Consider the following 15,589-nt stretch of genomic DNA (forward strand, 5'->3'; position numbering starts at 1 on the left):
ATAAGAAATGAAGGACATCATTTTCTTTTTCCCAAAAAGGGGAAATATTAACCAATTTTTTGGTAAAAAAAAAAGAAAAGCACTCGAAATTGCAATCGAATGCTTTTCTTTATTCGTTCTTGGTTAATTCTTTAAAGCGGATTTTGGATTGTTTTTCATCAAAGCTGCTGTATACCCTATAGTGTTTGTCATCCAATATCCGGAAATGCTTACTTAGAATATTCTGCTGGAGGATAAATCCGTTTTTCCTTGAGACTACACGCCACCAAATTTTTCCCCCAAAGGTTTTCATTTTTCGATAGTCTATTCCTTCGCGTGCCACGGTTTCCAAGACTTCTAGCGGTTCATTACCAAATAAAAATTGTACTGTTTCTGTTTCTCTAAACAAAGCACAAATGGTGACTACCGTAGACCAGCCTGCCAGCACTCTTCCTTTTTCAATTTGAACCAAGGTTTTCTTTGAAACACCAATGATCTCAGCCATTTTATCCTGGGTATATCCTGCTTCTGTACGAATTAATCGCAGTTTATCTGAAACTAGCATAATAATTTCATCCCTATTCAATTTAAACCCTTCCTTCAATACACCTATTAGTGTAATTTTACACAAGTTCTCTCATATTGAAAAGAAAAAAACTGCTATCAATAAATGAATAGCAGTTTTACTGTTTTATTTTGGCGGAATACCACATTGACTTTGACTAGAGCAGGACTTTTCAAGGTCACATGCTGCACATTTCCCCTTTTTTGATTTATTTATAAACTTCACCAATGCCCAAGTGGCGTAACCAAATATCGCAGCTCCAATAACGATATTAGCTATCATACAAAACACATCCTCTTCTTATACTAATCCAAACAGTTTTCCGCCCTGATAAATGACCAAGCATAAAACATATGCAATAAACAATGCATAAAGGATTGAAAAAGCAGTCCACTTCTTTGAGCCAGTTTCTTTATAAATAGTAGCAGTAGTTGCTAAACAAGGAATATATAATAGTATAAAAACCATAAAGCTATATGCCGCCAGCGGCGTGTAATAATTGCTCAATAAACCTTGTAAGCTTGCATCATTTGGGACATAGTAAATAATATTCATGGTAGAAATAATTGCTTCTTTCGCTAAAAATCCTGTTATTAACGAAGCGGCTGCCTGCCAAGTACCGAACCCAATTGGTTCAAGAATCGGCGAAAATAAGTTACCTACCGCGGCTAAAAAGCTATCATCCATATCCACTTTTAATCCATTCGGACCAGCGTATGATAACAGCCATATGAAAACCGAACCTGCAAAAATAAACGTTCCCGCTTTTCGAACAAAGCCCTTTCCCTTATCCCATGTACTTCTCCAAAGCGATTGAACTTGAGGAAGACGATAAGGCGGGAGTTCAATGACAAATAGTGATGTTTCTGATTTTAATAGTGTTTTAGTAAATATTTTTGCTAATATCAAAGCTACAACGATACCCAGAACATACAGACTTAATACAACGAGAGCTTTATGTGCCACAAAAAATGCTCCAACAAATAACGCGTATACTGGTAATCGCGCAGAGCATGACATTAACGGAGTTAATAGGATAGTCATTAGTCGCTCACGGGGTGTTTCAATCGTTCTAGCAGCCATGATACCGGGTACATTACAGCCAAATCCAATCATCATCGGAATAAACGCCTTGCCATTCAGCCCCACATACTCCATAATTCTGTCCATAACAAGAGCTACCCTCGCCATATAACCAGAATCCTCTAATAACGATATAAAAAAGAAAAGAATAAATATCTGTGGAACAAAAACAAGGACTCCGCCGACACCGGCAATTAATCCTTCAATAATTAATGCATGTATGAAATCTGAGGCATGAATAGCTCCAAGGAATTTTTCTGCACCTGTTGTTACAGGTCCTGTTAAGATTCCATCCAGAATATCTGACAATGGAGTTCCCAGCCAATCAAAGGTCAACATAAACATCAAATACATACAAATTAAGAAGATCGGCATTCCTAAATAGCGATTCGTGACGATGGCATCAATCTTCTCTGACATTGGTACAACTGTACTTACCTTCCGAACAGAGGTTTCAAGTATCTTTTCAATAACCTCTTTTCTCTTCAAGTAAATAAAGTTTGCCAGCGATTTTACATAAACATTTTCTTGAATTAACAAGGACTCCAATTGAGAAAGGTATGATTCAAGTTTCGCAGGTTCTATTATGTCAGAAAGGAACTTTTTCACGTATTCATTCCCCTCAAATAATTGAAGAGCAAGCCATCTAGGTGAATGATCGGTTTTACCGATCATCTCAATACTTATTTTAGTGATAGCGTCTTCGACTGCTTTTCCATAATAAACATGTTTTTTTACCTTAGAATGACTTGAACTGGTTGAAATAACCTCTATTAACCGGTCGCAGCCTTTACCACTTCTCGCCACGACAGGAACAACAGGTACGCCTAAAATCTGTGATAACTTTTCGGTATCAATATGTATACCTCGATTGGCCGCGACATCCACCATATTTAAACCGATTAGTGCAGGTTTTTCATATTCAAGCAATTGTAATGTTAAATGCAAATTACGTTCTAATTGAGAGGCATCCAAAATATTAAGCAGCCTGTCTACAGGTTCCTCTAAGAAAAAGGTAGTAACTACCCCTTCGTCCCTTGATAATGGATTGAGTGAATAAACCCCTGGCAAATCAATTAATCTTCCTAGATTATTCTTGAAAACTCCAACCTTCTTTTCAACTGTAACACCACTCCAGTTTCCAACATACTCATAGGAACCAGTAAGATTATTAAACAATGAAGTTTTTCCAGTATTCGGGTTTCCAATAAGTGCGATTTCCATTTAAACTCTCTCCACTTCTATTAAGCGAGCTTCTTTACGACGAAGACCGACGCATTGTCCACATGATTCGATCATGACTGGCCCCCCAAATGGCATGACGCATTTAATACAAACCTCAGAACCTTCTGTTATTCCCAGGTCCAACAACCGTCTTTGCACCATTCGACCAACTTTGGATATATCTATGATTTTTCCTTTATCTCCTACTTTAAACGAACCGAACATCACCATCACCCTTACATAGGTTAATTGAGAATGATTATCTTTATTTATATCATTATTTTACCATTGAAAAATGGCTGATTTTGTGACAAAAGTTCGAAAAAAAAATAGAAAAGTCACAGACTTTTCTATTTTTTAACTTATATCATTTTTTTTGGTGCTGCAGTGATGACAAGGATAACAATAATCGCACACACGATAAAGCTTGGGAGCATATACGTACCATTGTATAAAAGAGAATACACTGCTGCTGGCTGACCCTCAGGTGCGTATTCACCAAAGAACACAATTCCTGATATTACATGTGCAAGATATCTTAATGCACTCCCTAAAAATGTTCCCAATAACACAAATGTGACCCATTTTTTCCTATTGTTATGGGAAAGAGAATCTTTCAGTTGTGAAGCAAAAACACCTGCTAAACCAACTACTGAGAAGGCAATAGCATAATCAATAATTCCTTGTAGAAGTGTATAAATTTGTGAAAAACCAAGGATAAACTGAAGTAATCCTAGTAAAAATCCAGACAAGATTCCACCTTTTACTCCCCAGCGAAATGACATTATGAAAATGGGAACCATCGCAATAGAAATGGACCCTCCTTGCGGCCATATTTTCAATGACAACAATCCTGAAACCAAATCCAGTAAATAAGCTAGTGCCGAAAATACAGCAACTTCAACCAAGAATAATGTGTTATTACGCTTTTTCTCCATACATGTTCCCCCTAATTTGTTTGTATTTTGGAGAACGTTCGAAAGTTTATACTGAAAATTTAATATGGCGCCATATAAACAAAAAAGCAATGCAGGACATATAAGGATTGTCTGCATTGCTTTACATTAATATTCGGCAAACCACATCCCTACGCTAGTGTTAACTAACAGGTTCATAGGGTCAGAACTCGAACGTTCACTCTCAGCCACCAAAAGCAGCTCCCCCTGTGGAAATATTTAATTATGTTCATACACGAATATACTATTTTTATAGGACTTTTACAAGGATAAACTTCCATTCATGTTATAATTAGATAAACAATCAAATTACGGATAAAAATTGATAAAATTTACCTATATTTATTTAAAGGGATTTCCGGCTATTATCACGAATTTAATTTAATCAGTTCGGCATTGTCTTAGGAGGAAACTGTGATGTTATCTGAATTACATATGGATTTAATAGCTTTTTTTAATAAGAATAAAGGGGAATTACTTCATGAATGGGAAAATTCCATTGTTATCTCTAAAGGAGATCCCTATAAAGAAAAAATAAGTCTTAATGGAATAGCCATTTTTAATATAGTATTAAATATGCATACGATGACTGAAGAAGAACTCCTAGAAACTATTCAAAAGTATGCGTTAGAAATTTCCGAAGAAAGAGCATTAGCTAATATCAATATTGGCGACTTTGTTTACAATGTTAATCTTGGCAGGTCTGTTTTATATAGTTACTTAAGTAAGTCAGGTCTAGTATGGGCAGATCTTCAAGAATCCATTAACAAGATAAATTTCTGCTTTGATAAATTTCTATATTACGCTGTAACTCATTATACAGAAGCTAAAAACAAAATTATTGAAGAAAAAACAATGTTTATTGATTCCACTCATCAAGACCGTTTAACCCTTCTAGGGCAAATGACTTCAAGTTTTATCCATGAATTTAGAAACCCACTGACTTCGATACAAGGTTTTATTCAGCTTCTTAAGGCAGACTACCCAGAAATGAAATATCTCGATATTATCTCAAGTGAGTTGGATCAACTTAATTTCCGAATCTCACAATTTCTTCTTTTGTCTAAAAAAGAATTAATTGGAAAGGAAAAGGAACAATTTAATCAGAATAAATTAATTGATGAAGTTTTAAATTTCCTCTACCCAAGTATTTTAGACGGTAAGGTGAAAATTAAAAAGGACATCGTCGATGAGATCACCCTTTATGGATATGCAGATGAAATGAGACAAGTCTTCATTAATATTATTTTCAATGCCATTGACGTGTTAAACCATCACAGAATACCGAACCCAACGATTGAGATAAAATGTAATATAGAAAATAATTCACATGTTGTTTTATCTATTTCTAATAATGGACCAATGATTCCTGCTGAATTGAGAAAGACCATTTTTGAGCCTTTTTTCACAACAAAAAAACTAGGTACTGGTCTTGGCCTATTCGTTTGCAAAGAAATTATTGAAAAACATAAAGGTGAATTAACCTGCCTTTCAACTCCTGACCTAACCGTATTTACAATTAAATTACCCCTTGCTGCGTCTCCTTTATAGGAGACGTTATTTTCTATTTTCTTTTCTGAAAATTTATAATTTTCCGATTCATAAGGACAAGACTTTTTTCATAAAATGTTTATACCAACCAATTATACAAACCAGAACGTTTGACTGTACAGTTGTAATTTACTATAATTATTTTAAAATTTAGATTACCGAGGTGATTTGATGGGGCTGTTTATCGTATCGGTGAATTAGCAGAAATTGCAATGGTCTCTAAACGCACAATTGATTATTACACATCAATTGGTTTACTAAGTGCAGAACGATCCAAATCTAATTACCGAATATACTCTGATGAATCCTTACAGGATTTAAAATTTATTGAAGAATGTAAGAGTTTGCACTATCCTCTTGACGAGATTAAAAGAAAACTAGATATGAAGAAGGACAAAACAATTCGTGATTCAGAAGTGGAAAAACATGTAAATGCAGTTGCACAGCAAATACAGCAGCTGCAGAATGATTTATTTGATTTAATTCCAATAGTTGAAAAATTGGATGACATTCAGAAAGAAAAACTCACATCGAACTTATTGATGCTAAAATCAGTGTTGTCGAATTCCCTTTTGAATGTAACGAGTTAATTTTTTTAAATTACTAGGAGGTGACTCCTTAACTCGTATATAACGAGCTAAGGGAACTTATTTGGACATATTTAACTTGGTTTTAATAGCCATTTTAATTGCGTTAACTGCTTTTTTTGTAACTTCAGAGTTTGCTATTGTTAAAATTCGCAGTTCAAGAATTGACCAGTTAATTGAGGAAGGTAATTCGAGTGCTATTCCAGCAAAAAAAGTCATTTCAAACTTAGATGAATATCTTTCAGCTTGTCAGTTAGGAATTACAATTACTGCTCTTGCTTTAGGTTGGATTGGGGAATCCACCATTGAGCATTTACTCACTCCCCTTTTCAATGGGCTAGAAATTCCTGAAGGTGTTTCCCATGTATTATCAATCGGGATCGCATTCGCGACCATTACTTTTTTACATGTTGTCGTTGGAGAACTGGCACCTAAAACATTGGCTATTCAGAAAGCTGAATTGATTACTCTGGTCATGTCACGGCCACTAATCTTCTTTTATAAAGTGATGTACCCGTTTATATGGTTATTAAATGGGTCTGCACGAATTATAACGAGTATTTTTGGTCTCAAGCCGGTCTCTGAAAGCGAAATGGCACATACCGAGGAAGAGCTTCGAATTATCCTCTCAGAAAGCTATAAAAGTGGCGAAATTAACCAATCTGAGTTTAAGTATGTAAATAAAATTTTTGAATTTGATAACCGTATTGCCAAAGAAATTATGGTTCCTAGGACAGAAATTGTCTCCTTATCTAAAGATGATACCCTGGATACTTTTCTGGAAGTGATTCGTGAGGAAAAATATACGAGATATCCAATTATTGATGGTGATAAAGACCATATAATTGGTCTAGTTAATATTAAGGAAATGGTGACGGATTTAATCAGTAAAGAAACCCTTTCAACGAAAACACTTGAACACTATACTCGTCCGATAATTAGAGTCATCGAGACCATACCAATTCATGATTTGCTTGTAAAAATGCAGAAGGATCGAATGCATATGGCTATCTTAATGGATGAATATGGCGGTACCTCTGGCCTGGTTACGGTTGAAGATATCCTTGAAGAGATTGTTGGGGAAATTCGCGATGAATTCGATTCGGATGAAATTCCGATGATCCGTAAAATCAAGGAAAACCATTATATTATAGATTCTAAGGTTTTAGTCACAGAGGTGAATGATTTGTTGGGCGTCGATATCGATGATGATGATATTGACACCATTGGCGGCTGGATATTAACCGAGAATTATGAGGCCAAAGAAGGAGACTCCATTCATCACGAATCCTATACTTTCAAAATACTTGATATGGAGGATCACCATATTAAATATATCGAGGTAACTAAGATTACAAAGGAAGAAGCAACTACAAATAAGATAGCTTTGCCTCAAACAGAAGTACTTTCTTAAAAACAGACCACTAAGGTCTGTTTTTTTGTAATATAATTGTAATATTTCTTCGATAATCCAATCACCTTTAGCCTTGTAATCATATTCTATAACTAAAGGGAGGGAGATTAGGATGGAATTAATTTTCTTATTTTTAGCGGCAATACTTTCTGGATTTGTTTTAATGAGTGTAGAAATGGTATCATATTTAAGCTTTTTAGGTCCGATTTTTGATATCGTTGGCTCATTAGCAATGGTTATCTTTTCTTTAGCATTTATCTACAAGGCGCTTAAAGCTTTATTTGGTAAATAATCGGAAGCGATTTCACCGCTTTTGTTCATCACATGAAAAAAGATCAGTTTATCATATCTGATCTTTTTTTTATTTATCTGTTTTTTAAGATGATGATATCTTCCTCTGCTTTGGCTAATTTAATAAGGTGTGAATCAAGGCGGCGATTAATATGCTTAATTTCCTCGCCATTTCCGTGTGTTTTTTCTAATTGTTTTACTACATTGCCTTGCACGTCTTCAATGCGTTGCAGTGACTCTTTTATATCTGATAAGTCAATTTGATTCACCTCAACTCGGTGCTCAATACTATCCATTTGCTCCAATCGAGAGAGTCTATTTTCGATGTTTTCTAGCGTTTTATTAAACGTATTTATTAGGGTTTTAATATCAGATATGTTCTCAGTTAATTTATCAAGTTTTTGCTCCATTGTTAGAATCTCCCTTTTCGTAGTTAAATCCATTTTAACACCTTTAACACTCTGAATATGTTACAAATTCCAAAACAATACTAAACGTTTTTTTAGTATCCACTTTTCATGAAGTTTATTGCGGAAATATGAACATTTTTAAAAATAAGCTCTAAGACTGAATTCCTTGTGAAAAATATCACATGCAAATCAAATAAATAGCCTTAATCTAGTAACAAAAGATATGATAACCATTTCTTTTTAAATTAACAGTTTTCAGTCCTATCATAGCTTTTACCATTTTGAAAAGGTTGGTGCATTTTTGATGTTAATTTCTATTGATGAAAAAGCTGTAAAGTGGTTTACGAATGAATTTGAGATCAATACAGTGAGAATGTATCCGCAATATGATGGCTTCGGTGAAAAACATAAGGGCTTTAGCCTGGCGTTTTCTGCAGAGTCTCCATCAAATATCGGCTTTACCAAAGAAATAAATGGTATTAACTTATATGTAGAAGGAAACGATGTATGGTTTTTCGAGGATACTGAAACTTATTTATCCTATAACGATGAAATAAAAGAAATTCAAATAAGTTTTAAAGACACATTTGCAAGTAACTAACACTTCTCTAATATTTATTTCCTCAGGGCACCCATCATAAATGGCTGCCCTATTTCCTATTTTATTAGTATACTTAAATTACATTTATTAAAAATTAGAATAATATGCGATCTGTATTGGAATAATGTAAGCGCCTATATAATAAATTGTGTGAGCAGGATGACTCCTAACCTACGTAGAAGGGATTGGACAATATGGAACATTGGTTTACAATTATTTTCACTTTCCTCGGGACTGGGATTGGAGGTTTTACAGGTTACGTAATCATACAAAAATATTATAAAAAACCTGTAAATAAAACTACTGAGTTTAAAAATGACTCACAAATTAATCTGCAAGAAGCACAAAACTATCCAATCATTGATGTAACCATTGACCAGGTTCGTAAAGCTGTAAGGCAATTTTCAGATAATCTGCCAAAGGGTGTTTATAGAACGATTATTGTACAAGATGATAACAGTATTGATTTTAAACAGCTAGCAAATATTTTAGGCGGGGTCCCTGCTAAAAAGTTTTATATGTCTAAAGAAACCTATGATTTGTTTGAGGAAAACGAAAAGAAAATACCTGCCGAAATGGACATGATTCAAAAGGCAGTAGATTTATACGTTAAGGAACGAAAAGAATATCCTATGCTGCGATTTGACCCACAGCGAAGAGTGAACTACTACCAATTAATTCAAGAAAATTATTTGAAATCCAGTCCTGAAATACAGTTCTATATTACCGAAATGGATGGACTCATAACTCATATTGCACCTAAAAAAAAGAAAGTAGAAAACTCTTCTCAGTAACGTTGGAAGAGTTTTTTTTTGCTTTTTTTGATGTTATTGAGATAATATCAATAAACAACCATATTTTAGTAAAAATGAGGGATACACAGATGTCGAAGAAAAAGAATAAATCGAAGCATATAGCGACGATTTCTCTAGCTGTCATGGGAGCAGGTTTTATTGTAACGTTCCCTTTTCAGGATTCTCTTTGGGGAACAATCCTTCAGGGAGGATTTGAAGCAGGCTTGGTTGGAGGTCTTGCAGATTGGTTCGCGGTTACCGCGCTATTTCGCCACCCTCTAGGTATACCTATACCGCATACGGCACTTTTACCAAAAAACCGTAAGAGAATTATTGCAGCTATTATTTCAATGCTTGAAAATGATTGGCTGACGAAAGAAAGTATTAGAAAGAAAGTATCGAGCATTCCTTTTACCGAAAAGCTCTTTAAGTTTGCTGAGCAAGCCATCACCGAGCAGCATGTAAGAAATGTTACGATTAAGCTAATCCGGCATTTACTTCATTCGGTTGATAGTAAAAAATTGGCACCCATCATCGAAAGCGAATTGAAAGTAAAGCTGAAAGATTTAGATGTAAGTAGGTATCTTCCTGTCGTAATTGATCAACTATTAAAGAGGAAGTATGATGAAAAAGCGCTTGATTTTGTCCTAAAAGAAATCGATGAATGGTCCAAAAAAGAAAGTACAAAAGAAAAACTTGGAAGAATGGCAGTGGACGCTCTGGAAAATATTAAAGCGGATGGTTTTATGCAATTTGCTTTAAAATCCTTTACGAATATTGTCAATGAGGAGAAATTAGGAAACATTATTCAAGGTCTCATTCAAAAGGGTGTTCAAAGCTTTAGGGATCCATTTAATCAAAATAGACAAACATTGCTTTTTCATATCAGCACAAAACTACAAGATATTAAAACCGATGAAAACCTAGCTTTGGAAATAAATAATATTAAAGAACAAATGCTATCACAATGGCAATTAGAGGATAAAATCACTGATTTTATTGATCAACTTAAAGAAAAAGCAATCGCTCTTATTGAATTACCTAATTTTTACGAGGATTATCTCCTTCCTCATTTATCAAAAGCACTTGAAAATTTGAAAACAGATGAAGAAAAAATAAAAGGCATTGAATCCTGGATTCAGCAGCAAATTTCCATTTTTGTCGATAATAATCATTCGAAGGTTGGAAAGCTCGTGGAAGAAAACTTAGAGAAATTGGATAATAAAACTCTTATTCATATGATTGAAAACAATGTTGGAAAAGACCTGCAATGGATTCGTGTAAATGGTGCTGTGTGCGGCTTTTTAATCGGGCTCGTTTTGGTAGGTTTAAAATTAATTTTTTAGAAGTTTAATTAAAGATGGATGTCAGACAGCAAAAAAATTAAAAATAGCTACAGAACATTTGTGTTCTGCAGCTATTTTTTAGGTTTCCAAAGTTGTTCAACAATCATTGCTAGTAATGTACCCACTAATAAACCATTTTTACCTATGTTTTGAATGATGTATGGAAGACCGCTAAAGGTTTCATCTGGTAAAAACATAACTCCAATTCCAACTAGTAAGGATAACCCAATAACTGTACTATTCCGGTCATTTAATGGCTGTTTTGTCAGTGAGCGAATGGCTATCCCAAGCATCTCGATTAGTGTGGTCAGAAGAGCAGCACTGGCTACGGGTAATGGTAAGGAAGCCAATAAGCCAACAATACTCGGAAACACTGAAATGATTACCATAATCCCACATGCAAACAGAAAAGGAATGATTTGATATTGTTTAGTTAATCTGACAAAGCCAGCTGTAGCTGGTAAAGGTACCACACCAATTGTTGAGAATACAGCAGAAAAAAGATGAGAAACTCCCCCTATCCAAGTTCCCCGATAAAGCTTAACACGGAATTGTCCTTTATTTTTTGGGATTGCTTCCTCTGCAGCGGTAATCGCGGCAAATGTATTAGAAATGAGTAAAAAAGTAAATAAAATCGTTGTAACCAATACACTTCCAGTTATTACGGGGAAACCCCATGGAAAAATTTCTGGTAGCTTAATAATATCAGTTGTTAATATTGAATTGCTTGGATGACCTTTTCCAAAAATTATGAATGCGACCCACCCTGCTATGATTCCTAATAGAATTGCATAGTTTTTTAACCATCCCTTAGCTTTAGAGGAAAGTACAATGATAAAAGAAAAAGTAAAAATAGCTATGAGAAAGCTCACTACATCCAGGTGGCCCGTGTTGCTATCCATTTTCACCATTCCCTTTAAAAAGACACCACTTAATTGAATAGCTAATATAAACAGAAACGTGCCAGTTACAATTGGTGTAAAGAGAATCAATAAATGTTGAACCCACTTAGTTATCCCTAACAGTAATAATATTACTCCAGCAATGATCAATCCCGCCTCAAGGGTCCGTATTGTCTCCATCAATGTCAACCCTTGCTGTGTCCCAATGCTCGCAAAGATAACAAAAATACTAACCCAAGAGCCAGCTGGTCCATCTACTATTGGATATCTATGGCCAAATTTCCCTTGAATAAAAGAGCTTAATCCTACGACAAAAAACGTTCGTTGCATTAAGGCTGATATTTCTGTTGTAGATAGATGAAATACATTTCCAATTACAATTGGAAGCGCAATAGAATTAGCAAGTAAGTAGACAAACCATTGAAACACACTTAAATATTTGTTTTTTGTATTCATTGTTCATTTAGTAACCTTTCAAATTCAAGAATATCAAAGTCCCGTACCAATAAGTGACAGCAACGGACATTCTCAATTATAACAAAATATGATTTATTGTTAAGCTTATGAAAGAGTCTAAAACTTTATTGGTTACCTTGCCCGAATTTACCCTATTTTTTTAGGCATAGTGCACAACCAATTGTGTTCAAATTGTCACAAATACTTGTTCAGGGCAATCTTACTCTTCTTTAAACGACAGCTTAATATAAGCTATCAGGATCAAAAATACTCTCTCTTAATCCATTATTCTCTGAAAATCCTTTTTTGAACCATACTTGTTGCTAAGAACATTTTTGTTCTAATGCCTATCAAAGTCATTGTTTACCTGAACCATAAAGACTTGATTTCATTTGAGCATGTTGTACAATGAAAGTGGATGAAATGATTATTTAGGATGTGTAAAGATTGTTGACCGTAAAGGACCTTTTTGAAATTAAAGCCATTGATGGATTAAAAATAGTAGCTGGGGAAAAAGGTATTAATAATGAGATCGCGATTGTAAATATTATTGAAAATCCTGAAGTATTCGACTGGCTTTCACCGAATGAACTGCTTTTATCGACAGGATATATATTTAAAGACAATGAAGAATTACAAAATCGAATCATTCAAGAACTTGCTCAAATTAACTGTGCAGGATTAGTCGTCAAAATGAAAAGATACTTTGACAAACTCCCACAGAACATGATTAACCAAGCAAACAAGCTTGGATTACCTTTAATAGAGTTACCATTTGAATATACATTATCAAGAGTCATTTCGATTATTAATGAAAAAGCTTCGGGAAGATATGATTTATTAAATAGAAAAACCCTAGACATACATAATTTATTTTTTAGGATTACACTTGAAGGCGGAGGTATTGATAGAATTTTATCGATGTTATCTGAGACCATTAATAATCCTATTATTTTTGTAAATGAAGATTGGAAGCTAGTGGACTTTACAGAACATATTCATAATAAAGTTCCGCTTTCGTACTGTCTTAATTTAGTGAAAAATAGACCTGCGTTCCCAAAAGAATTCATCGACTCAATTCCAAAAAATGTTAGTGAAATGAAAAAGACTATTAAACGAATTTATCATTTAGACGGTATGGAAATAAATTGTAGAATCTTGCCTGTTGCCGCAGCAAGCTATATTTATGGATATATCATTGTATGGCAAACAGTAAGTGAACTAACTGAATTTGACTTCATCATTTTGGAACAGGCATCGACGAACATTGCGCTTGAAAGAATAAAAGCCAAAGAAATAGAAGAAGTGAAATTAAAAATTCGACAGGACTTTTTCGATGATTTACTTACTGGTAAAATAACCTCTAGTGAAACCATCCATACGCTAAGTGAACTGCACGGACTTCATTCAAATTATATGTACTACTGTATTGTGATTAATATACAATCAGAGGAGTTTGAAAAGTATGAGGATATGGTGGCTAGAAGGGTAAGCTTGGAAAATAAAGCTAGAAAATGTGTAGAGTTAATTTATGATTCTGCTAATAAAGCAGACGGAGAAGTTACCTGCTTTTATCGAAACAATCGTATCATCATCTTAATTGGACAGCATGAAAACCGACCAGCTGTTTCTGTTTATGAAGCAAAACAATACACTAATAACCTATATAGTGTTTTGAATAAGCAAATTGGCAATTCTACCTTCTTAATCGGGATTGGCAGACAATACGAAACGATTCGTTCTCTACATAAAAGCTTTTCGGAGGCAAACGAATCGATAAGATTAATGCAAAAATTTGAAGACAGTGGCGGAGTATCCCATTTTGAAGATCATTCTATCTATCACTTTTTAGATTCCAATATTAAAACCATGGAATTAGAAGAATTTTTTATGAAGCAGCTCGGAAAAGTTTATGAACACGATCAGTTACATGGAACAAGCTACATTATTACATTAGAAAATTATTTTCAGAATAACCTTAATATCAGTGAAACAGCAAAAGCGATGTTCTTGCATCGGAACACGCTCATTTATAGAATTGAGAAAATCAAAGAAATATTAAATACTGATTTAAAGAATTCAGAAGAACTTCTTCAAATCCAATTAGCATTAAAAATCTTTAGATTGTTAAATAAGAAACTTCGTACAGATTCATAAGGCAACAAAGCCCCGTTAATTCATATTCAACGGGGCTTTTCATTTACAATTGTCCTGAAAATATTTTTCCTTTAAACATAACAGCCTCGCGCTTTGGTGTTCTTGCTACTGCTTCTGCTGAACAGGATGCATTGACTAGAATAAGACTTGCTTCATCACCTTGAAGCGGCCAGGCAATTTCACCATCCTTATTTAGAGATGTTGTACCACCTGTTGCCCATTTTAAAGACTGCGCTAATGAACGTTCATCACTTTTTCGAAAAAGTTCACCGTAGCGCGTTACCTTTTCCAACACATCACCTGTGCCAAATGGTCCCCAGGAATCATAGAAACCATCGCAGCCTAAGTAAACATTTACTCCTTTTTGTTCCAACAAATCGATTGGCGGAAGTGTCCTATTAATAGGTATCGTAGACATGATTGACATACCTGCTTTGCTCAATTTGTCTGCAATTTCTTCCTGTTGTGGTAGTGGTACTTCTCCTAAACAAAATGCATGACTAACTGCAGCCCGATGGTGCCATTTTGCTTCTTCTACCATCTCTACAAATTTATCAACCGTATACAAGCCGACATGTCCATTATCATGTAAATGAATATCAATATCAGCACCAAATTCTGTCGCAAGATTCATCACTTCATATAGGGATTTTTCAATGTTGCAGTCGATTCCTGCTGGGTCTAGCCCTCCTACAAGGTTAGCTCCTGATCTCATCGCTTCTTTCATTAACGGAATCACATTTTCTTTTAATAACCCATGTTGCGGGAAAGCTACGATTTCATAAGTTAGTTTATCAGAATAATCCTCAAGCGCCGCTTTAACACCCTCAAGATTTTTCAAACCAATATAAGGATCAATATTTACATGTGACCGAATGTGTGTAGAACCATGAGAAAGAAGCAATTCAATCATAGCACTTGCACGCTGTTTTGTTGTTGGCGCTAAAGCCTCAAGCTCCATCGCTTCTAATCGCAGCCGTTCTTCTAAGTTTTTAGCAGGTATAGGTGCCTTCCAATCAAGCGAAAGATAAGTTTTATCTAAATGATTGTGCATTTCTTTAAAAGTTGGTAATGCTAAAAATTCTTTTCCATCGATCGTTTTTTCACTTGGTTGAATAGCAAAGCTATTACTCTGCTTTTCTATAATTCTTCCATCCTCAATTTTTAGGTGAAAAAGTTCTGTTTTTGTTTCGTAGGCACCTTTTTCATCCTGTATGTAGCCAGTTTCTAATTTTACGTTTTTTAACCAATATGCTGTGGTCATTCTATTTCC

The 15,589-nt window shown here is 34.7% G+C and carries 16 protein-coding genes and 1 riboswitch; of the genes, 8 read left to right on the plus strand and 8 right to left on the minus strand.

The window, feature by feature from the left end:
• Positions 1-109: 109 nt before the first annotated feature.
• The 5 genes from ABC255_RS24050 to thiT all read right to left on the minus strand — a co-directional run bounded on the left by ABC255_RS24050 (position 110) and on the right by thiT (position 3,789).
• Positions 110-565: a helix-turn-helix transcriptional regulator gene (locus tag ABC255_RS24050; RefSeq protein ID WP_335536182.1), complete on the minus strand. Its 456-nt coding sequence runs from the start codon at positions 563-565 to the stop codon at positions 110-112.
• Between the two features lie 105 nt (positions 566-670).
• On the minus strand, positions 671-826 hold the full coding sequence (locus tag ABC255_RS24055) for a FeoB-associated Cys-rich membrane protein (RefSeq protein ID WP_335536181.1): 156 nt from the start codon (positions 824-826) through the stop codon (positions 671-673).
• Between the two features lie 18 nt (positions 827-844).
• Positions 845-2,851 carry a ferrous iron transport protein B gene (gene feoB / locus ABC255_RS24060; protein ID WP_412997451.1) on the minus strand — a complete coding sequence of 669 codons (2,007 nt, stop codon included), beginning with the start codon at positions 2,849-2,851 and terminating at the stop codon, positions 845-847.
• Positions 2,852-3,082: a FeoA family protein gene (locus tag ABC255_RS24065; RefSeq protein ID WP_412997453.1), complete on the minus strand. Its 231-nt coding sequence runs from the start codon at positions 3,080-3,082 to the stop codon at positions 2,852-2,854.
• 131 nt (positions 3,083-3,213) lie between these two features.
• Complete coding sequence (gene thiT, locus ABC255_RS24070; protein ID WP_412997455.1) at positions 3,214-3,789, minus strand: energy-coupled thiamine transporter ThiT; 576 nt, start codon at positions 3,787-3,789, stop codon at positions 3,214-3,216.
• A gap of 129 nt (positions 3,790-3,918) precedes the next feature.
• Positions 3,919-4,025, minus strand: a riboswitch (TPP riboswitch).
• Between the two features lie 199 nt (positions 4,026-4,224).
• Between thiT and ABC255_RS24075 the strand changes: the two genes are divergently transcribed.
• The 4 genes from ABC255_RS24075 (at position 4,225) to ABC255_RS24090 (ending at position 7,651) form a co-directional block, all read left to right on the plus strand.
• Positions 4,225-5,358 (plus strand): histidine kinase N-terminal domain-containing protein, encoded by a 1,134-nt coding sequence (locus ABC255_RS24075; protein WP_412997457.1) that lies wholly within the window; start codon positions 4,225-4,227, stop codon positions 5,356-5,358.
• Positions 5,359-5,546: 188 nt separating this feature from the next.
• The gene (locus ABC255_RS24080) at positions 5,547-5,948 is read left to right on the plus strand and encodes a MerR family transcriptional regulator (RefSeq protein ID WP_412998621.1); all 402 of its coding nucleotides are present in this window, start codon (positions 5,547-5,549) and stop codon (positions 5,946-5,948) included.
• Positions 5,949-6,009: 61 nt separating this feature from the next.
• Complete coding sequence (locus ABC255_RS24085; RefSeq protein WP_412997459.1) at positions 6,010-7,359, plus strand: hemolysin family protein; 1,350 nt, start codon at positions 6,010-6,012, stop codon at positions 7,357-7,359.
• A 112-nt stretch (positions 7,360-7,471) separates the two neighbouring features.
• Positions 7,472-7,651 (plus strand): hypothetical protein, encoded by a 180-nt coding sequence (locus ABC255_RS24090; protein WP_412997461.1) that lies wholly within the window; start codon positions 7,472-7,474, stop codon positions 7,649-7,651.
• Positions 7,652-7,724: 73 nt separating this feature from the next.
• Here ABC255_RS24090 and ABC255_RS24095 read toward each other — a convergent pair whose 3' ends face one another.
• Complete coding sequence (locus tag ABC255_RS24095; RefSeq protein ID WP_412997462.1) at positions 7,725-8,060, minus strand: hypothetical protein; 336 nt, start codon at positions 8,058-8,060, stop codon at positions 7,725-7,727.
• A gap of 304 nt (positions 8,061-8,364) precedes the next feature.
• Here ABC255_RS24095 and ABC255_RS24100 point away from each other — a divergent pair, with 304 nt between their 5' ends.
• From ABC255_RS24100 to ABC255_RS24110, 3 genes are all read left to right on the plus strand, one after another.
• Positions 8,365-8,661, plus strand: a complete 297-nt coding sequence (locus ABC255_RS24100; RefSeq protein WP_412997464.1) for a HesB/YadR/YfhF family protein — start codon at positions 8,365-8,367, stop codon at positions 8,659-8,661.
• A 194-nt stretch (positions 8,662-8,855) separates the two neighbouring features.
• A complete protein-coding gene (locus ABC255_RS24105; protein WP_412997465.1) occupies positions 8,856-9,455 on the plus strand; it encodes a DUF3939 domain-containing protein in 600 nt (199 codons plus the stop codon).
• 89 nt (positions 9,456-9,544) lie between these two features.
• On the plus strand, positions 9,545-10,801 hold the full coding sequence (locus ABC255_RS24110; protein WP_412997466.1) for a DUF445 domain-containing protein: 1,257 nt from the start codon (positions 9,545-9,547) through the stop codon (positions 10,799-10,801).
• A gap of 71 nt (positions 10,802-10,872) precedes the next feature.
• Here ABC255_RS24110 and ABC255_RS24115 read toward each other — a convergent pair whose 3' ends face one another.
• Complete coding sequence (locus ABC255_RS24115; protein ID WP_412997468.1) at positions 10,873-12,159, minus strand: purine/pyrimidine permease; 1,287 nt, start codon at positions 12,157-12,159, stop codon at positions 10,873-10,875.
• 447 nt (positions 12,160-12,606) lie between these two features.
• Between ABC255_RS24115 and ABC255_RS24120 the strand changes: the two genes are divergently transcribed.
• Entirely contained in the window at positions 12,607-14,316 is a 1,710-nt protein-coding gene (locus tag ABC255_RS24120; protein WP_412997469.1) for a PucR family transcriptional regulator, read from the plus strand.
• Between the two features lie 43 nt (positions 14,317-14,359).
• Here the strand turns inward: ABC255_RS24120 and ABC255_RS24125 are convergent, their stop codons facing one another.
• Positions 14,360-15,580, minus strand: coding sequence for an amidohydrolase (locus ABC255_RS24125; RefSeq protein ID WP_412997471.1), 1,221 nt, complete (start codon positions 15,578-15,580; stop codon positions 14,360-14,362).
• Between the last annotated feature and the right edge of the window lie 9 nt (positions 15,581-15,589).

Source organism: Neobacillus canaveralius (genome assembly GCF_047237705.1).
Classification (GTDB): domain Bacteria; phylum Bacillota; class Bacilli; order Bacillales; family Cytobacillaceae; genus Neobacillus; species Neobacillus niacini_K.